This is a genomic window from Streptomyces sp. NPDC093252 (assembly GCF_040683675.1).
Classification (GTDB): domain Bacteria; phylum Actinomycetota; class Actinomycetes; order Streptomycetales; family Streptomycetaceae; genus Streptomyces.
In genome coordinates, this window is the sequence record NZ_JBFBEM010000019.1 from 17,646 (window position 1) to 36,118 (window position 18,473).

The window sequence follows — 18,473 nt, forward strand, 5'->3', positions numbered from 1 at the left end:
CGTATGGCCGCCGGTGACGGGTGCGCCGACGACTTGGCGAGGGTCACGGCCGGCTCTCCACCCTTACCGACGGACAACGCGCTCCGGCGCCTCGACTTCATCACCGGGGCAGGTCTTGATACGGCGCGCCCGCCGTGCTCGCAGCGCCTGGGCGGGGAGCACGGCGGGTGGGGGTCACCCCGTGCCGGGCGGGGCCGGCTCAGACGTCGGGCTCGTCCGGGTCTCGGTGTTCGGTGAACTCGTGGCCCCAGTAGCTGGTGGCGTCGTAGCGGGCCGGCGTCCATGTCGTGTCGTCGATGAGTCTGCCGCCGTAGCCGTACTCGACCTGGAAGCCGGACGGTGTCTTCGAGTAGAAGGACAGCATCTCGTCGTTGGTGTGCTTGCCGAACTCCATGGTGATCGGTGCCGCACCGCCCCGGGCCCTGCTCCAGGCCCGTCCGACGTGATCGAGTTCGTCCACCTCGAACATCAGGTGCCCCACCCCAGGGGGGAGGCCGGGTGCGACGGCCCAGGCGATGGAATGGTGCCGCTCGTTGCAGTGCGCGAAGGTGGCGCTCATGCCGGGACCGAAGTCGATGTGGTCGCTGAGCCGGAAGCCGAGGATGTCGAAGTACAGCTTGGCGTGGGCCGCTTCGTCGCGGACGAACTGGAAGACATGACCCATGCCACCCGTGCCGGTGACGAACCCGGCGCCGGTCGGGGAGGTGAAGCGGTCGGCGGCCTCCCGGGAGCCCCAGAAGAGTTCGAGCCGCTGGCCGTCGGGATCGTCGAACTCGGCCAGTCCGCTGACCCCGCGCCGCGCCGCCGCCTCGCCGCCGAGCCGCTTCACGGCGTAGCCGCCGTCCTCCAGGGCCCGGGTGAGCGCGTCGAGTTCACGCGGTCCCCGGACCTCCCAGCCGATCGCGGCGACGGCGTCCCGGTCCGCGCGGCGGATGTCCAGTCGGTACGCCTTGTGGTCGATCCGCAGCACGAGCCTGTCGGCCGTGTCCACGGCGGACTGCATCCCGAGCAGGCCGCAGGCGTACTCCTGCCACGCCCCGAGGTCCGTCGCGTCGACGACCACATAGCCCAGACCCGTTACCTCAGCCATCGTTCTCTCCACTCTCCACTCTCCACTCTCCACTCCCGACTCTGTGTGCGACGTGCGGTGGTGATCCATGTCCCGGGTTCACCGGGCGGTGACGAAGTCGGCCACGAGGCGGTTGAACTCGTCCGCGTGCTCCAGTTGGAGCCAGTGACCACAGCGGTTGATGAGGACCAGCCGGGAATCCGGGATCAGGGAGAGCAGCCTCAGGGACCCCTCGGGGTACATGACCCGGTCGTCGCGGCCGTGCAGGAGCAGGGTCGGGGTCCGGATGCTCTCGACCTCCTCGATGGTGCTGGCCGCGATGCCCCTGGGGAAGCCGGAGAGGAAGTTGACCAGGTGGTCGGGACGCTTGCGGGCCGCCTCCGAGCGCTGCCGGATCAGTTCGTCGGTCGCGAAGGCGGAGTCGTAGGTCATGACGTCGACGAGTGCGCGCATGGCCTCCGGGGACGGGTCCTCGCAGGCCCGGACGAGGATCTTCAGTCCCTCGCTCAGTCCACCGCCGGGCGCGAGGACGGCCGGCCCCGGCGCTCCCGCCCCCATGGCGACCAGGTGGGAGATGCGGTCCGGGTGGAGGGCGGCGAACTTGATCGCTGTCAGTCCGCCCATCGAGTTGCCGATCAGGGCGGCCTTCTCGATGCCGAGCGCGTCGAGGAGTTGCAGCGCGGCGTCCACATGGTCGCGCCGGGCGGACTCGACGGGGTCCGAGTCGCCCCAGCCGGGCATGTCGGGGGCGATCACCCGGAACCGGTCGGCGAGTGCGGTGAGGTTCGGGCCGAAGTTGCTCCAGCCGGTGGCGCCCGGGCCACTGCCGTGGAGCAGCAGCAGGGGATGGCCCTCGCCCGCCTCGTGGTAGTGGATCTTCCAGTCCTTGGTCCGGACGGACCGGCTGGTTCCCTGGGCTGTCAGTTTCTGTGGCACGGGTGTCTCCTCGTCGCGGGCGCGTCCGTCCGCCGGGCTCTGCGGCGGTACCGCCGAGACTCCACCGCGCGGCGGGTCCCTGACAGCGCGCGGTTCCGCCCCGCTGAACACACCTCATGGGATTCCCGCGCGCGGGCGGCGCCGGGGGGGAGCGAGCCGCTCGCAGCAGGTGAGCGAGTGCGCGCACTCTTGACACGCATTCCGGCGCGTGGCTTGATTACCGGCATGTAAATGAGCATTTACATGCTGCCCCGCTCAGCGGAAGTGGTGATCTCGATGAGCAGCGCGGTCAGTGATCTGTCCGGAAGCTCAGCCGCGAAAGTGCTGGTCTGCTGGACGCGTTCCGAGGCCCCAAGGGCCTCCTGGGCGTCACGGAGCTGGCGCAGACGGTGGGAGTTCCCAAGTCGACCGCACACCGCCTCCTGTCGGTCATGGTGGCGGGCGGGTTCGTCCGCAAGGTCGGCAACCGGTACTCCCTGACGGAGCGGCTCTTCGAGGTCGCCAACCGGGCGGGCTCGCCCGCCATCCGCTCGACCGGACTGCGGCGGCGCGCGATGCCGTATCTGACAGAGCTCCAGGCACGCAGCGGCGACACCGTCCATCTGGCGACGCTGAGTGGTACGGATGTCCTCTACCTGGAGAAACTCTTCGGTCATGACACCGGGAGCGTCGCCACCTCGGTCGGGGCCCGCCGGCCGGCCCACGCGACGGCGCTCGGCAAGGCGATGCTGGCGTTCAGCCCCGACGCCCGGGACGCCTTCCTGGCGCGGGGGCCGCTGCCCCGCTTCACCTGCCGCACCCTGCACACGGAGGACCGGCTGGCCCGTGCGCTGGAGCGCGTCCGTGACGAAGGGCTCGCCCACGACGACGGTGAACTCCAGGAGAGCCTGTGGTGCGCCGCCGTTCCCATCCTCGACCCCGTGACGGGCACCGCCGTGGCGGCCGTCTCGGTCTCCTCGTTCCGCGCCCGGGTCGGGGGACGCTGCGCCACGGCGTTGCTGGCCCTGTCGCGCGACCTGTCCCGGGCCACCGGCTGAGCGTTCCGCCCCGCTGAACATCGCGGTTGGGGCGGCCCGGTCCGGCCGGAAAGCTGTTCCCCGCAAGAACCACCCATCCGGCCACCCATCCGGCCGCCCATCCGGGCCGCACAGATGGCCGCGCACATGGGCCGCGCACACCGGCCCTGCGCAGGGGCCGCACACATGGGCCGTACGTACATGAGCCGCACACATAAGCCGCAGACATGAGCCCGACACATGAGCCGCACACAATTCAGGACGGGAGGGACCCCATGATGGATCTCGACGGTCTCGTCGACCCCGACCGGGGATGGAACAGCCCTCGGATCTATACGGATCCAGACATCTACGAGCGTGAACTCGAATTCGTCTTCGGGCGCAGTTGGCTGTTCCTCGCCCATGACTCTCAACTGCCGAAGCCGGGCAGTTTCGTCCAGACGTACATGGCCGAGGACCCGGTGCTCGTGGTCCGGCAGCGGGACGGCTCGGTGAAGGCGTTCCTCAACCAGTGCCGCCACCGCGGAATGCGGATCTGCCGGGCGGACACGGGCCTCAGCAAGACGTTCACCTGCACGTATCACGGATGGTCCTACGACCTTGAGGGCAACCTCATCAATGTGCCGCTGGAGGAGCGCGCCTACCACGGGCAGATCGACAAGTCCCGGTGGAGCGCCCGCAAAGTGCCGCGCATCGCGCACCACAAGGGGTTCTATTTCGGCACCTGGTCGGAGGAGACACCGGAATTCGAGGACTATCTCGGAGACATGGCCTTCTTCTTCGACGCCCTGGCGGACCGCTTCGACGCCGGGCTGGAATTCGTGCCGGGCACCACGAAATGGGTCATCGACTGCAACTGGAAGTTCGCGAGTGAGCAGTTCGGCGGCGACATGTACCACGTGCCCGTCTCCCATGCCTCGGGGATGCTGGCCCTTTCCGATGGTCCCGGCGACGACCAGCCGACGGCGGACCCCGCGTGGCCGGGGCGGCAGTTCAGCGGGAACGGGCACGGCTCCGGCGGTTTCTTCATGCCGATGATCACCGTCCCCCCGGAGAACGAGTTCCGCCGGGAGGCGTACGAGTGGCTGGTCGGCCGGGAGGAGGAGATCGTCCGCCGCATCGGGATGGACCGCGCCCTCAAGGTGAGCAACCACCACACGATCTTCCCTAACCTCTCCTGGCTCAATGTCGGCGGATTCCAGACCATGCGGGTCTGGCATCCGCGCGGGCCGGGTTCGATCGAGGTGTGGGCGTGGACCTACGTCCCCAGGGACGCGCCGCCGTCCGTGCGGACCGAGATGCGGCGCTGGACGCAGAACGGCTTCAGCCCCGCGGGCTCGTTCGAAACCGACGACGGCGAGAACTGGACCGAGATCCAGCGGATCCTGCGCGGATTCCAGGCCCGGCGGAGCCGCTTCCACACCGGTATGGGCCTCGGCTTCGAGGAACGCGATGCGCACGGCCTTCCGGGCCTGTCGAACGACGTGTACGCGGAGACGGCGGCGCGCGGCTTCTACCGCCGCTGGCACGACCTGGTGAGCGGCAGGCCCTGGGCCGGTATCCAGGAGGCGGACCGGGCCCGTGAGGCCGCCGTGTCCCCCACGAGGCAGGGATGAGCGCGCCATGACCACCGCCGACCGCAGCACACCGTCCGCCCTCCCGGCCCCGGCCCCGGCTCCGGCCCTGCGCACCGTCGATGTGCAGACCCAGCACCTGGTCGAGCAGTTCCTCTACGCGGAGGCCGAACTCCTCGACCAGCACCGGTACGAGGAGTGGATCGACCTCTTCACCGAGGACGTCCACTACTGGCTGCCCACCCGGATGACCAGGACCCATCGCGAACGGCACCGCGAGATCGCGGGCCGGAACGAGAGTGCCGTCATCGACGACAACCACTACTACCTGGCCGGCCGTGTCCGCCGCTACACCTCCGGTGTCTCCTGGACCGAGGAGCCGCCCTCGCGCACCCGCCGTCTTCTCACCAATGTCCGGATCGGCCCTGGTCCCCGGGCCGGTGAACTCGACGTCGTGTCCAACTTCTCCGTCTACCGCAGCCGCCTGGAGCGGCACGAGGACTGGTTCGTCGGCGAGCGCTTCGACATCCTGCGCCCCACGGATCCGGCGACCGGCGGCTATCCCTTCCGGATCGCCGCCCGCAAGATCGTCCTGGAGCAGACCACGCTCCTCTCCCCCAGTCTGAGCATCTTCCTGTGAGCGCCACGCACCCGAACCCGGTCGCGGGCGCCCCGGCCGACCTGCCCGGCCGGAGGTGGATACGGGCCTGCACGCTGGCGGAGCTGCCCGAGGACGAGGGCCTCAGGCTGAGCACGGTACCGGTGACCTCGGTGTTCGCCACCGAGAGCGGCATCTTCTGCATCGACGACACCTGCACCCACGACACGTCCTCCCTCGCCGACGGCTGGATCGAGGGCTGCGTCGTCGAATGCGTCCTGCACATGGCCCGGTTCGACCTGCGCACCGGCGATGTCGTGTCTCCCCCGGCGCGAAGGCCCGTGAGCACCCATCCCGTCGCCTGTGTGGACGGCGTCGTCCTGGTCGCTCTCCCGGCCGCCTACCTTGTGAAGGAGCAATCACCGTGACGACCCCGGGAAGACTCGACGGCGTCTGTGCCGTCGTCACCGGCGCCGGTTCCGGTCTGGGACGGGCCATCACCGAGCGGTTCACCGCCGAGGGAGCCCATGTCCTCGCCTTCGACCGCTCCGAGGACAAGCTCATCGCCCTGACCGAGGACCTGGGCGACCGGGTGCGCGCGGTGACCGGCGATGTCACCCGCTACGAGGACAACGTCCGCGCCTGTGAGGCCGCCCTCGACTGGCGGGGCCGGCTCGACACCTTCGTCGGCAACGCCGGTCTGTGGGACTTCGGCCGCTCGCTCGCCGAGAGCGATCCGGAGGACCTCACGGCCGGATTCGACGAGCTGTTCGCGGTCAATGTGAAGGGCCTGCTGCTCGGCGCGAAGGCCGCCTTCCCCGCGCTGCGGACCTCACGGGGATCCCTCATCTGCACGCTCTCCAACGCGGCCCTGTACCCGCGCGGCGGAGGCCCCCTGTATGTGGCGTCGAAGCACGCCGGGGTGGGTCTGGTCAGACAGCTCGCCTACGAACTCACGCCGGAGATCCGCGTGAACGCCGTCGCCCCCGGCGGCATGGCCACCGATCTGCGCGGGCCCTCGGCGATGGGACTGGCGGCGACCTCCATCGAGAACGCGTACCCGGTCAAGGACCTCATGCGGACCGTCACCGCCCTGCGCATCGATGTCGAGCCCGAGGACTACGTGGGTGCGTATGTGCTCCTCGCGGCGCGACGGGAGTCCGCCACCGTGACCGGCACGGTCATCGACGTCAGCGGCCTCGGGACTCCCCCGAGGCCCGCGGAAGCCTGACTCCTCGGTGGCGGGCGCCGGCCACCGGGGTCCGCCACCACCATCCCCTCACCCCTCCCCCTGAGGACAGCCATGCCCAGAACCCATCATGTGATCGTCGGCGGAAGCATCGCCGGGGTGTCGGCCGCCACGGCGATGCGGCAGCACGGCTACGACGGCGGGATCACCGTGATCGACTCCGAGCCACCGCTCCCCTACGAACGGCCGCCCCTGTCCAAGCCGGCGGCCCCGGAACGGCCGACCCGCCCCATTTTTCCCGCCGAGCACTACGCCGAGCAGGGCATCGACCTGCTGCTGGGAACCCCGGTCCGGCGACTGGACGGCGACCGGCGCAGGGTCGAACTCGGCGACGGGCAGAGTCTGCCGGCCGATCAGGTACTCCTCGCCACCGGCGTGCTCTGCCGGAGCCTCGGCGTCCCCGGCGAGGACCTCGTGGGCGTCCACGCCCTGCGCACCGCCGAGAACGCCCGGAAGCTCTTCGCCTCCCTCGCACACGGCGGCCCCCTCGTCGTGGTCGGCGGCGGCTTCATCGGCCTCGAAGTCGCCGCCGTGGCACGGACGGCGGGCCTGGACGTGACGGTCGTCGAAGCGGGTGAACATCCCCTCCAGGGCCCGCTGGGCCCGGCCGTCGCCCGACTCGTGACCCGGCGGCACGAGGCGAGAGGCGTCCGGATCATCACGCGCGAGACCGTCCGGTGCTTCACGGGGTCCGGGGCGGTGGAGGAGGTCGTCCTGTCCGGGGGCCGACGCCTCCCGGCGGCCACCGTGGTCGTGGGCGTCGGCGTGCGCCCGAACGACCGGCTGGCCCGCGAGGCCGGTGTCACCTGCCTCGACGGGATCGTGGTCGACCGGCACGGACGCACCGACCGGCCCTGGCTCTGGGCCGCCGGCGATGTGGCGAGCCGGACGCACCCGGCCCTGGCCGGACGGGGCAGGATCGAGCACTGGGACGCGGCCATGCGCCACGGGCAGAGCGTGGGAGCCGGTCTGGCCGGCCGGCCGTCCACCGACTCCACCACCCCCTACTTCTGGTCCGACCAGTACGGCACGTCCCTCCAGATGTTCGGCCGGGCCGGGTCCCGGGACCAGGTGGTCCTGCGATCGGGGGCGAGCCCCGAACGCTTCCTCGCGTACTGGCTCCGCGGTGACCGGCTGGTGGCCGTCGCCGGTCTCGGCGACCCAAGGGCGGTCCGTGTCGCCAGGGCCGTCATGGAGGCGGGCAAGCCGGTATCCGCGCAGGCCCTGGCCGAACCGGCCACCGATCTGCGGCAACTGATCCGCCCGGGGCGCCGTCCGGGCGTGTGACAGACTCGTGGACATGGACGAGGCAGGTTCACCGCGGACCGGACGGGCGAAGGGAACCACCCGGCCCCGGAAGCGGACGACGCAGCGGGTCAAGGACTCGGCCGCTACCCGGGACGACATCTTCCGCGCCGCGTCGAAACGATTCGCCGAACGCGGCTTCGCCCATGTGACGCTCCAGGAGATCGCGGACGACGCCGGTGTCACACCGGCCCTGGTCAATCGCTACTTCGTCTCCAAGCGTGCGCTGTTCGAGCTGGTGGGGGCCCAGGCCCAGGAGAGACACCCCTACGACTGGGACCCGAAGGCGACGCCCGAGGAGATGGCGGAGAGGTTCTTCCACCACTGGCGGGACCCCGCCGGCCGCGAACCCGCCCTCGCCCTCGTCCGGTCCATCGATCTCGACAACGGCGCCCTGCTCCGCCGCGAGCTGATCAAGCGCATCCGGGAGCCCGCCCGCGACCGGCTGGAGGGCGACCCGCACATCGAGGCCAAGACCCGGGTACTGGAATCCCTGGTCATGGGCTTCGGCCTGTTCGGCACGGGAGCACTGGTGGGCGAGGAGTACGACGAGCCCTCGCCCGAGGACGACGTGATCGTCGGACTTCTCGGCCGCATGATCAGGGCCTGCCTGGAGGACTGACGTCGGCGGCGGCCCGGCCGCGCACGTCCACCCGCTCCCCTGAGTACGGACAGGGCATACGGGGCACGCGCCACGCATCCATCCGGACGCCTGCCCCGCCCGTAGTCCACCCCCTACCCCGGTATCACCCCCGACTCGGCTCCCCGGTATGACGTCGGGCCCCCTTCCGGCTTCCTACCTTTCCCTTCGGCCGCCACGGCCGGGACGGCACTGGGACAGGGACAGAGGGGGACGGACGGATGCGCCGCTTCAGGAGGACGCTGACCATCGCCGCGTTGACCGCGCTGCTGGTCGGTACCACGGCGGGCTGGGCCTCGGCGGGCGGTGTGGACGCGCCGGGCGGGGCGCCGCCCGGCACCGCCGCCTGGCGCGCCGACGACTCGCTCGGCAGGGACCTGCCGGACCCCGCTGCCGCCACCCCGGCCGAGGTGGCGGCGTTCTTCGCCGGGCTGACCGGCGCCGAGCGGCGGCGGCTGGTCGAGGAGCACCCCGGCGTGGTCGGCAACCTCGACGGCGTACCCGTACCCCTGCGGTACGAGGCGAACTCGGCCGCCGGGGAGCAGGTGCTGGCGTACGATCCGCGCGGCCGGGGTCTGATCGCGCGGGTCGTCGGGGATCTGGAGAGCGCCACCCGGGTGGCGGTGATCGTGCCCGGCGCGGACATCGACCTCGCCACCAGCGGCCGGACGGAGCGCTGGGCCGAGGACCTCCGGGCGGCGGCCGGCGACGACACCGCCGTCATCGCCTGGGCCGGGTACGCCACCCCCTCCGGGATCGGCCCCGACCTAGCCACCGGCCGGCTCGCGGAGTCCGGCGCCGAGCGGCTGACCCGGCTCACCGAGGGGCTGGACGCGGCCGGGCTGCCCGACCCCGCCCTCTTCTGCCACAGCTACGGCTCGGTGGTCTGCGGTCTCGCCGCCTCCGGCACCGACGCGAGCGACATCGTCGTCATGGGCTCCCCCGGGATGCGCGCCGACGATGTCACCGCGCTCGGCACGGACGCCCGGGTCTGGGCGGCGGTGTCGGAGCACGACTGGATCCGCCGCGTCCCCCATGTCGAGATCCTCGGCCTCGGCCACGGCGCCGACCCCACCTCGGCCGCGTTCGGCGCGACCGTGCTGGCCGCCGACGACGTGCCCGCGCACGACGCCTACTTCACCCCCGGCACCTCCACCCTCACCGCGTTCGCGGCCATCGCGGACGGAGCCCTGTGATGCGTACCGCCACGGCGGCGCTCGCCGCGAGGATCGAGGCCCGCACCCCCGCCCACCGGGACCGTGCCGTCGACGGGCTGCGGGCGCTGGCGCTGCTCGCCGTCCCGACCGGGCACTGGCTGCTCGGCGGCTTCACCCTGGACTCCGGCGGCGGGCTGCACAACGCCAGTCCGCTCACCGTGTTCGGCGGGTTCGCGCCGGTCAGTTGGGTCCTTCAGATGCTGGGCGTCTTCTTCCTGGTCGGCGGCTACTCCTCGTACCTCTCCTACCGGCGCCGCCAGGGCCCGGTGCGGGCGTGGGTGACGGGGCGGCTCGCGCGGCTGGGGCGGCCGGTCCTCGGGGTGACCGCCGTGTGGGCGCTGCTGCTGCCCGTGCTCCACTACGGGTTCGGGGTGCCGACGGTCACCCTGCGCACCGCGTCGACGCTGGTCGTGCAGCCGCTGTGGTTCGTCGGGGTCTACGCCGTGATCACGGCCCTCACCCCGTACTGTGTCCGCGCCTCGCGGCGGCTCGGGGTCTGGGCGGCGGCGCCGCTGCTCGGCTCGGTCGCGATGGTCGACCTGCTGCGCTACGGGCCGTTCGCGGAGTCGGTGCCGTCCTGGGTGGGTCTGCTGAATCTGCTGCCGGGGTGGATGTTCGCCTATCAGCTCGGGGTGTCCTGGGCGGACGGGCGACTGGGGCGCCGGGCGGCCTGGGTGCTGTGCGCGGGGGGCGCGGTGCTGTTCGCCGTGCTGCTGCTGGCCTTCCACTACCCGGCGTCCATGGTGGGGGTGCCCGGGGTGTCCCGGACCAACTCCCACCCGCCGTCCCTGCTCGTCCTGGCGCTCGCGGCGGCCCAGTCCGGTGCGGCGATCCTGCTGCGCGACCAACTGACCCGGCTGCTGCGGCGGCCCGCCCTGTGGGCGCCGGTGGTGATCGTCAATCTGTCGGCGATGACGATCCTGTGCTGGCACCAGACGGCGATGCTGGCCGCCGCGGTGCCCGCCGCGCATCTGGGTGAGGTCGCCGGTCTCACCACCGCGCCGGACTCGGCCGGCTGGATCCTGGCCCGGCTCGCCTGGCTGCCGCTGTTCGCCGGGCTGCTGGTGCTGATCGCACGGTTCGCCCGGCCCCTGGAGACCCCGTGGGACCGCACCGGTCCGGCGCGCCGGGTGGCCGCGGGTTTGCTGGCGGCGGGCTTCGCCGTCTTCGCGCTGGCCGCGTGACAGCCACCATTCCAAGACCCCCGTCCATCACGAACCCGGGAGCACCCCCATGTCCCTGACCCGCGACACCGCGCCGCCGCACCCCGAACGGGCCGACGGGCCCCTGCCCCCGCCGGAGGGGCCGGGCAGTGAGGTCACGCCTGGTGGAAGGACAAGCACAACCGCCACCACGCCCACTGCTCGGGAACACCCCGGCGGGCCCACGCCTCCTGGAGCACGGGAACACCCCGGCGGGCCCACAGCCCCCCGAGCACAGGAACACCCCAGCACACCCACACCCCCGGAACACAGGGGCACCGTCCCCCCGCGCATAAGGTGGAGCCCATGAACCCCGTGCAGGACGAGCCCGAGCGTGCGCTGTTCGCCGGGGCCTCGCGGCGGTGGGTGCGGCTGGTGCCCTGGGTCGTGGCGTTCGCGCTGAGCGTGGCGCTGCTGCCCACCACCATCCGGGTCCTCACCGTCGACTACGGGCTCAACGGCAGCCTCGCCGCCGCCCTGGCCATCGCGCAGACGGCACCGCTGCTGCCGGCCGTCGTCCGCCCGCTGTACGCCTGGTACGTGGTCTTCGCGGCGGATGTGGTGGGTGCGTTCGTCCTGCTGACCGTGGACTTCCCGGCGCAGCGGCTGTGGCCGTTCCCGCCGACGGTGATCGTCGGGTACACCGGGCTCTGCCTCGCCCTGGGGCTGCGGGCGCCGCGCCGGACGCTGGTGACGGTGTGGCTGGCGACGGCCGGGGCCAATGTCGTCCTGGAGTTCTTCCGGCCGAGCGGCACGGGCGGCAACGGTGTGCTGCTCACCGTCCTCGGCGGGGTCGCCCTGGTGCTGGGCGGCGCGCTGCGCGAGCGGTACGAGGCGCAGCGCAGGCTGGCCGAGCAGGAGACGATCAGCGAGGCGGAGCGGGGGCGGCGCACCCTGCTGGAGGAGCGGGCCCGGATCGCGCGCGAGCTGCACGATGTGGTGGCGCACCACATGTCGGTCATCACCGTGCAGGCGGACACCGCGGCGTACCGGCTGAACGGGCTGACGCCCGAGGTGCGCGAGGAGTTCACGTCCATCGCGGCGACCGCGCGGGAGTCGCTCGGGGAGATGCGGCGGCTGCTGGGTGTGCTGCGCAACGAGGAGACCCGGCGGGGTGAGCTGGCGCCGCAGCCGGGGCTGACGCGGATCGGGCAGTTGGTGGAGGCGACGGCGCGGGCGGGGGTGCCGGTGGACTTCTCGCCGTGCGCGGCACAGGTGCCGGAGGCGGTGGGGCTGTCGGCGTACCGGATCGTCCAGGAGGCGCTGGCGAATGTGGTGCGGCACGCGCCGGGGGCGTCGGTGCGGGTGTCGGTGACGGAGGGGGCGGCGGCAGCGGGGGCCGCGGCGGAGGGGGCCGCGGCGGAGGGCGGGCGGCGGCTCACCGTCCTCGTCGTCAACGGGCCGCCGCCCGAGGCGCCCCTCGCGCCGCTGGAGGAGGGCGGCACCGGGCACGGTCTGGTGGGGATGCGGGAGCGGGTGCGGCTGGCCGGTGGGACCATCGACGCGGGGCCACTGCCGGACGGCGGATTCCGGGTGGCCGCCCAACTCCCCCTGGACAGAAGGGACTTCACGTGACGGCGACGCGGGTCATCATCGTCGACGACCAGGCCATGGTGCGGGCGGGCTTCGCCGCGCTGCTGGCCGCGCAGAGCGACATCGACGTGGTGGGCGAGGCCCCGGACGGCGTCCAGGGTGTGGAGCTGAGCCGGCGCACCCACCCCGATGTGGTCCTGATGGATGTCCGGATGCCGGAGATGGACGGTCTGGAGGCCGCCCGGCGTCTTCTGTCACCCCCGCCGGGCGTGACCCATCGGCCCCGGGTCCTGATGCTCACCACGTTCGATGTGGACGACTATGTCTATGAGGCGCTGCGGGCGGGGGCGAGCGGCTTTCTGCTGAAGGACGCGCCGCCCGCCGATCTGATCGCGGCGGTCCGGGTGGTGGCGTCGGGGGACGCGCTGCTCGCCCCGTCGGTGACCCGGCGCCTCATCGCGGACTTCGCCCGGCAGCGCCCGCCCGCCCGGGGCAGGCCCACCCAGCGGCTGGCGGCCCTGACGGAGCGGGAGACGGAGGTCCTCACCCTGGTGGCGCGCGGCCAGTCCAACACGGAGATCGCCGCGACCCTGGTGCTGGCCGAGCAGACGGTGAAGACCCATGTCAGCCGCGTCCTGACCAAGCTCGATCTGCGCGACCGGGCCCAGGCGGTGGTGTTCGCCTACGAGTCGGGGCTGGTGACGCCGGGGCAGTGACTCCCCCCTCGCGCCCCTGCCCCCCGTCATCGGTAGTAGACCGCCGTACGCCTGCCGTCGATCTCGTGGATCCGCACGGGGGTGTCGAAGACCTCGCTGAGGACATCGGCCCGCATCATGGCGTCGATCGGGCCGGAGGCCGCCACCCGGCCGTCGCGCAGGGCGATGACCCGGTCCGAGTAGGCGGCGGCGAAGTTGATGTCGTGGACGATCAGGACGACGGTCTTGCCGAGTTCGTCGGCGGCCCGGCGGAGCTGGCTCATCATCCGCACGGAGTGCTTCATGTCGAGGTTGTTGAGGGGCTCGTCCAGCAGGACGTACCGGGTGTCCTGGGCCAGCACCATCGCCACATAGGCGCGCTGGCGCTGGCCGCCGGAGAGCTGGTCGAGGTAGCGGTGCTGGAGGTCGCCGAGGTGGAGGAAGTCGAGGGCCTCGTCGACCTTGGCGACGCACTCGGGGGTGAGCCGGCCGCGGCTGTGCGGGAAGCGGCCGAAGGAGACCAGGTCGCGGACCGTCACCCGGGCGGTGAAGTGGTTCTCCTGGCGGAGGATGGAGAGGGTGCGGGCGACCTCCGGGGACTTGGCCCGGTGGATGTCCAGGCCGTCCACGGTGACCGTGCCCGAGGTGGGTTCGGCGAGGCGGCCGATGATGGTGAGGAGCGTGGACTTCCCGGCGCCGTTGGGGCCGACCAGGGAGGTGACCCCGCCCGCCGGGATCCGGCCGGAGACCGGGCCGAGCACGGTGTGGTCGCCGTAGCTCTTGGTGAGGTCGGTGAACTCGATCACAGGGTGCCCTTCCTGAGGAGATGGACGAGGAAGACCGCCCCGCCGAGGAACTCGATGACGACGGTGAGCATGCCCGAGGCGTAGAAGACGTGCTCCATCACGAACTGGCCGCCCGCGAGGGTGATCAGCCCGATGAGGAACGCCATCGGCAGCACCACGGCGTGCCGGTGGGTGCCCGAGAACTGGTAGGCGAGCATCGCGGTGACGAAGCCGAAGAAGGTCATGGGGCCCGCGAGCGCGGTGGACATCGCGATCAGGACCGCGATCAGGAGCAGCAGCACGGTCAGTTCGCGCTTGTGGGCGATGCCGAGGCCGGTCGCGGTGTCCCGGCCGAGGAGCAGGGTGTCGAGCCGGTACCGGCGGTGCCAGACCACCGCTCCGACGACCAGGCAGACCCCGGCGGCCAGCGGCAGATGCGCGGCCTCGGCGCTGCTGAGCCGCCCGAACAGCCGGGCCGACAGGACGTCGAACTCGGCGGGTGACAGCAGCCGTTGCAGAAAGTCGGAGAGGCTGCGGAAGGCGAGCCCCAGCACCACCCCGACCAGCAGCAGGACATGCAGGCTGCCGCGCCGCCCGGAGAACAGCCAACTGAACAGCAGCACCGTGAACCCGGCCATCAGCAGGGTCTGGGTGAGGAGCTTGGGCACCCCGTCGGTGGCCGCGAGGACGCTGCCGCCGAACACCACGACCAGCAGCGTCTGCATCAGGATGTAGACGGCGTCGAAGCCCATGATGGACGGGGTGAGCAGCCGGTTGTGGGTGATGGTCTGGAACACGACCGTCGCCACGGCCTGCGCGAACGCCACGACGGCCATGGTGCCGAACATGGTCAGCCGGCGCTCGATGGCGAAGTCGAAGGACCCCTGGATGAAGAGGAGGAGGAACGCGGCGGAGGCGGCGGCGGCGAGCAGCGCGGCGACACCCAGCCGGACCGGGACGGGCAGTCCGGGGCGGCGGCCACGGTCGGGGGCCCGCTTCCCCGCGTCGGGCGCTGACCGGCCCGGCACCGGCAGGACCCCCGGCTGACGCTCAGACATATGCCTTCCCTCGCTGCCGCAGGATCATCACCACGAACACCACCGCGCCCACCGCGCCCAGCACCACCGTCGCCGGGATCTCCAGCGGGAAGACGACGACCCTGCCGACCAGATCGCAGACGATCATCAGGGCGACGCTGCACAGCACCACCCAGGGCAGGTTCCGGCGGACGTCGTCGCCGCGTGCCAGGGAGACCAGGTTGGGCACGATCAGCCCGAGGAAGGGGATGAACCCGACGACGACCGTGGTCACCCCGGTGGCCAGGGCGACCATGACGAGCCCGGTGAACAGGATCCGCCGGTAGGGCAGTCCGAGGCTGACGGCGGTGTCCCGGCCGAGTCCGGCGATGGTGAAGCGGTCGGCCGCCAGATACAGCCCGACGACGATGGCGCCGACCAGCCACAGCGGTTCGTAGGTGCCGCGCACCACGGAACTGAAGCCGCCCGAGCGCCAGGTCGCCAGCATCTGGAGGAGGTTGGTGGAGGAGGCGATGTAGAGGGTCAGCGAGCTGATCAGCGCGCCCAGCATGATGCCCACGATCGGCACGATGACCTGCGATCTGAGGGCGATCCGGCCCAGCACGAAGAGAAACACCAGCGCCCCGGCGAAGGCGAAGGCGCTGGCCGCGCCCATCTTCACCAGGGGCGGGGCGGCCGGTGCCACCAGGGTCAGCAGCAGCACGCCCAGGGCCGCCCACTCACTGGTGCCGGTGGTGGTGGGCTCCACGAACCGGTTCTGCACCAGCATCTGGAGGACGACCCCGGACACCGCCATCGCGGCGGCGGCGAGGACCAGCGCGAGGGTGCGCGGCACGCGGGAGATGAGGAACATCCGCCGGGCCTCGGGATCGGTGAACAGGGCGTTCAGGTCGATGTCGTAGCCGCCGACGAAGAGCGAGACCACGATCAGGGCGAGGACGGCGAGGGCGGCGAGCGGCAGGGCCGCGCGGCGCGGCGGCCGGGGCGCGACGGCGGGCGGCGCGGGGGCGGGTCCGGCCGGCGCGGGCGGGGAGGGAGGTCGGCTCATGGGGCTTCCGGGCGGAGGTGCGGTGAGCGGGGCGGGGCGGCCCCGGCCCACCCGTGCGGGACGGGCTTCCGAAGGCCGGGGCTGGTGTCCGGCGGGTTCGGGCCCCGGACCGTGCGGGACGGACTTCCCAAGGGCCGGGCCGGATGTCCGGCGGCTGCGCGGCCCCGGCCCGTTCGCGACGGGCTTCCTCAAGGCGGGGCCGGATGTCCGGTAGGTGCGCGGCCCCGCCCGTGCTGCGGGACGGGGCGGGGCCGGGCCGGACTTCACGGGCGGCGGCTCAGCCCGCCGCGCCGAACGCCGTCGACACCTGGGTGAAGGCGGTGGTGTACGCCTGGATGCCCTCGGAGAGGTAGAAGTCGTCGTCCAGGTAGATGACCTGGTCCTTGGTGCGGAAGGTGGTCTTGTCCCAGGCCTCCATGCCGTCCACGATCTTCTGCGCGGCGACGGCCTCGGAGCCGTCCTCGGTGCCCACGGCGGCGTCCCGGTCGAGCATGATGACCCAGTCGGGGTTCAGCTTGGCGACCGTCTCGGGGGCGAGGCCGGAGTCGTTGTGGACCGAGGTGCTGTCCTCGCCCTCGGCGCTGAGCACGTTCTTGAGGTTGAGCGGTTCGGCGAGGCGGCCGATGCGGCTGGCGCCGTTGTCGACCTTGCCCGCGCTGGCGACGGCGAGGAAGACGCTCTCCCCCTGGGTGGCCGCGGCGGCGTCGGTCCGTGCCTTGTCGAGCGCGCCGGTGATCTCCTTGGCCTCGGCCTCCTTGCCGAAGACCGTGCCGAGGGTCTCGGTCTGGGTCAGCAGCGCGTTGACATAGCCGTCCTTCGCCTCGTCGGAGGGGGCCACGTCGACGGTGGTGGCGATCTTGGAGAGCTTGTCGTGGTGGTCGGTGAAGCGGTAGCCGCCGATGATCAGGTCCGGCTCGGCGGCGTTGAGGGCCTCGAAGCGGGGCTCGCGGTGGGTGCCGACATCCTGGATTGAGGAATCGTTTTTCCAGTCCTCGAAGCCCTCGTTCGGCAGCAGCGCCTTGGGCACCGCGACCGGCTTGACCCCGAACGCCTTGAGCGTGGCGAAGGAGGTGTTGTCCAGCGCGGCCACCCGGGCGGGCTTCAGCGGGACCTCCACCTCGCCCTTGGCGGTGGGGATGGTGACGGTCTTCGCGCCCTCGGCGCCGGCCGGCTCCGCTTTCCCGTCCGACCCGCTGCCGCAGGCGCTCAGCACCAGCCCCGCACACAGGGCCGAACTTGTCACGAGGAGGGACTTGCGGAAGCGGTGTGCGCGCACGGGGACGACTCCTGAAGAAACGGGAACGGGAGAGGACAGCCGTCAGCACAGGGCCGGACGGCCAAGAGTTGGTAAAACCATGGTTAGCCTAACCTAAGTACTGGCTGATAATCACCTGTGGGTGGCGATATGCGCAGCGGGACAGCCGGGGCACCCGGGTCATCCCCGGAGTGGCGGCAGCCGGGGATTCGGGGATCCGGGGATTAGGGGATCCGGGTCACCAGCCCCGGCGGCCCGGAGCCCTCAGCCGCTGGACCAGGGCCCGGCGCAGCGCGCGGTCCTCGTCCGTCTCCAGGGCCATGTCGAGCTGGACGATGTCGACCCCGGCCGTGCGCAGCGACCCGATCCGGGCGGCGACCGTGTCCAGGGAGCCGATGTAGGCACCGGCCAGGGCCCGGGAGACATAGGCGGTGAGGTCGGGGGCGCGGTCGCGTTCCCGGTCGCGGTCCAGTTGGACGGCGTCCCGGTAGCGGGCCGCGTCCTGCCCCGACGTCAGCCGGAGCGCCTCGGCGCGCACCTGCCGGGCGCGGCGCTCGGCCTCCTCGTCGGTCCCGGCGGTGACCACCGTGACATGGCGCCAGATCCGCAGCCGCCTGCCGTGCGCCCCGGCGGCGGAGTGGGCGCGGGCGATGCGGTGGCGGGTCACCGACAGCGGGGCGGGCGACACCGCGTACACATCGGCGTGCCGGGCGGCGAGTTCGACGCCCTCGGGCGAGGAGCCGCCGAAGGAGAGGAGTTCGGCGCGGGGGCGGGGCAGCAGGCCGGAGCGGGCCCCGCGCAGGGTGTAGAACTCGCCGTCGTGGTCGAAGTCCTCCCGGGTGCGCAGGGTCCGCCCGAAGATCTCCAGATACTCCCCGGCGCGGCGGTAGCGGTCCGCCTTGCCGAGGGTGTCGCCGTCGCGGGCCACATCGGCGTCGCTGGAGCCGACGATGACATGGGCCGCCGCCCGGCCGCCGGAGAGCCGGTCCAGGGTGGCCAGGGCGCGCGCCGACACCGTGGGGGCGGTGGTGCCGACGCGGTGGGCGACGGCGATCCGCAGTCTGCTGGTGGCGGCCAGCGCCCAGCCCGCCACCAGCCAGGGGTCCGGCCACGAACTGGACTGCACCACCAGGGCGCTGTCCAGTCCGTCCTCCTCGTTCTCGCGTGCCGTACGGGTCACGTACGCGGGGTCGGCGTCGCGCTCGCGCGGGTCGGGGGCGAACCGCAGGGCGCGCCGCTCGGCGGGGGTGGCGCCCGGCAGGGGGGCGGCACGGACGCCGCCGCGCAGTTCGAGATCGGGGAAGTCCGGCACCG

Annotated in this window: 18 protein-coding genes; 11 read left to right on the top strand and 7 right to left on the bottom strand. The window is 72.2% G+C overall.

Annotated features, from left to right (window positions below):
• Positions 1–199: 199 nt before the first annotated feature.
• Both AB0O01_RS32225 and AB0O01_RS32230 read right to left on the bottom strand, forming a co-directional pair.
• Positions 200–1,090, bottom strand: coding sequence for a VOC family protein (locus AB0O01_RS32225; RefSeq protein WP_365318987.1), 891 nt, complete (start codon positions 1,088–1,090; stop codon positions 200–202).
• 78 nt (positions 1,091–1,168) lie between these two features.
• Positions 1,169–2,005, bottom strand: a complete 837-nt coding sequence (locus AB0O01_RS32230; RefSeq protein WP_365318989.1) for an alpha/beta hydrolase — start codon at positions 2,003–2,005, stop codon at positions 1,169–1,171.
• Positions 2,006–2,337: 332 nt separating this feature from the next.
• Between AB0O01_RS32230 and AB0O01_RS32235 the strand changes: the two genes are divergently transcribed.
• From AB0O01_RS32235 to AB0O01_RS32285, 11 genes are all read left to right on the top strand, one after another.
• A complete protein-coding gene (locus AB0O01_RS32235) occupies positions 2,338–3,042 on the top strand; it encodes an IclR family transcriptional regulator (RefSeq protein ID WP_365319198.1) in 705 nt (234 codons plus the stop codon).
• A gap of 254 nt (positions 3,043–3,296) precedes the next feature.
• Positions 3,297–4,637 (top strand): aromatic ring-hydroxylating dioxygenase subunit alpha, encoded by a 1,341-nt coding sequence (locus AB0O01_RS32240; RefSeq protein WP_365318990.1) that lies wholly within the window; start codon positions 3,297–3,299, stop codon positions 4,635–4,637.
• A 7-nt stretch (positions 4,638–4,644) separates the two neighbouring features.
• Entirely contained in the window at positions 4,645–5,235 is a 591-nt protein-coding gene (locus AB0O01_RS32245) for an aromatic-ring-hydroxylating dioxygenase subunit beta (protein WP_365318992.1), read from the top strand.
• Positions 5,236–5,294: 59 nt separating this feature from the next.
• The gene (locus AB0O01_RS32250; RefSeq protein WP_365319200.1) at positions 5,295–5,621 is read left to right on the top strand and encodes a bifunctional 3-phenylpropionate/cinnamic acid dioxygenase ferredoxin subunit; all 327 of its coding nucleotides are present in this window, start codon (positions 5,295–5,297) and stop codon (positions 5,619–5,621) included.
• On the top strand, positions 5,618–6,424 hold the full coding sequence (locus AB0O01_RS32255) for an SDR family NAD(P)-dependent oxidoreductase (protein ID WP_365318993.1): 807 nt from the start codon (positions 5,618–5,620) through the stop codon (positions 6,422–6,424). The genes AB0O01_RS32250 and AB0O01_RS32255 overlap by 4 nt, the downstream gene beginning before the upstream one ends.
• A 72-nt stretch (positions 6,425–6,496) precedes the next feature.
• Positions 6,497–7,729 (top strand): FAD-dependent oxidoreductase, encoded by a 1,233-nt coding sequence (locus AB0O01_RS32260; protein ID WP_365318995.1) that lies wholly within the window; start codon positions 6,497–6,499, stop codon positions 7,727–7,729.
• Positions 7,730–7,742: 13 nt separating this feature from the next.
• On the top strand, positions 7,743–8,369 hold the full coding sequence (locus AB0O01_RS32265; protein ID WP_365318996.1) for a TetR family transcriptional regulator: 627 nt from the start codon (positions 7,743–7,745) through the stop codon (positions 8,367–8,369).
• Between the two features lie 239 nt (positions 8,370–8,608).
• Positions 8,609–9,583, top strand: a complete 975-nt coding sequence (locus AB0O01_RS32270; RefSeq protein WP_365318998.1) for an alpha/beta hydrolase — start codon at positions 8,609–8,611, stop codon at positions 9,581–9,583.
• A complete protein-coding gene (locus AB0O01_RS32275) occupies positions 9,583–10,788 on the top strand; it encodes an acyltransferase (protein WP_365319000.1) in 1,206 nt (401 codons plus the stop codon). Before AB0O01_RS32270 ends, AB0O01_RS32275 begins: the two co-directional genes overlap by 1 nt.
• A 324-nt stretch (positions 10,789–11,112) precedes the next feature.
• Positions 11,113–12,381, top strand: a complete 1,269-nt coding sequence (locus AB0O01_RS32280; protein WP_365319003.1) for a histidine kinase — start codon at positions 11,113–11,115, stop codon at positions 12,379–12,381.
• On the top strand, positions 12,378–13,055 hold the full coding sequence (locus AB0O01_RS32285) for a response regulator transcription factor (protein WP_365319005.1): 678 nt from the start codon (positions 12,378–12,380) through the stop codon (positions 13,053–13,055). The genes AB0O01_RS32280 and AB0O01_RS32285 overlap by 4 nt, the downstream gene beginning before the upstream one ends.
• A 26-nt stretch (positions 13,056–13,081) precedes the next feature.
• Here AB0O01_RS32285 and AB0O01_RS32290 read toward each other — a convergent pair whose 3' ends face one another.
• From AB0O01_RS32290 to AB0O01_RS32310, 5 genes are all read right to left on the bottom strand, one after another.
• Positions 13,082–13,840: an ATP-binding cassette domain-containing protein gene (locus AB0O01_RS32290; RefSeq protein WP_365319006.1), complete on the bottom strand. Its 759-nt coding sequence runs from the start codon at positions 13,838–13,840 to the stop codon at positions 13,082–13,084.
• Entirely contained in the window at positions 13,837–14,877 is a 1,041-nt protein-coding gene (locus AB0O01_RS32295; RefSeq protein ID WP_365319008.1) for an iron chelate uptake ABC transporter family permease subunit, read from the bottom strand. The genes AB0O01_RS32290 and AB0O01_RS32295 overlap by 4 nt, the downstream gene beginning before the upstream one ends.
• Entirely contained in the window at positions 14,870–15,904 is a 1,035-nt protein-coding gene (locus tag AB0O01_RS32300; protein WP_365319010.1) for an iron chelate uptake ABC transporter family permease subunit, read from the bottom strand. The genes AB0O01_RS32295 and AB0O01_RS32300 overlap by 8 nt, the downstream gene beginning before the upstream one ends.
• A gap of 277 nt (positions 15,905–16,181) precedes the next feature.
• On the bottom strand, positions 16,182–17,180 hold the full coding sequence (locus AB0O01_RS32305) for an ABC transporter substrate-binding protein (protein ID WP_365319011.1): 999 nt from the start codon (positions 17,178–17,180) through the stop codon (positions 16,182–16,184).
• Between the two features lie 217 nt (positions 17,181–17,397).
• Complete coding sequence (locus tag AB0O01_RS32310; protein ID WP_365319013.1) at positions 17,398–18,471, bottom strand: LLM class flavin-dependent oxidoreductase; 1,074 nt, start codon at positions 18,469–18,471, stop codon at positions 17,398–17,400.
• Between the last annotated feature and the right edge of the window lie 2 nt (positions 18,472–18,473).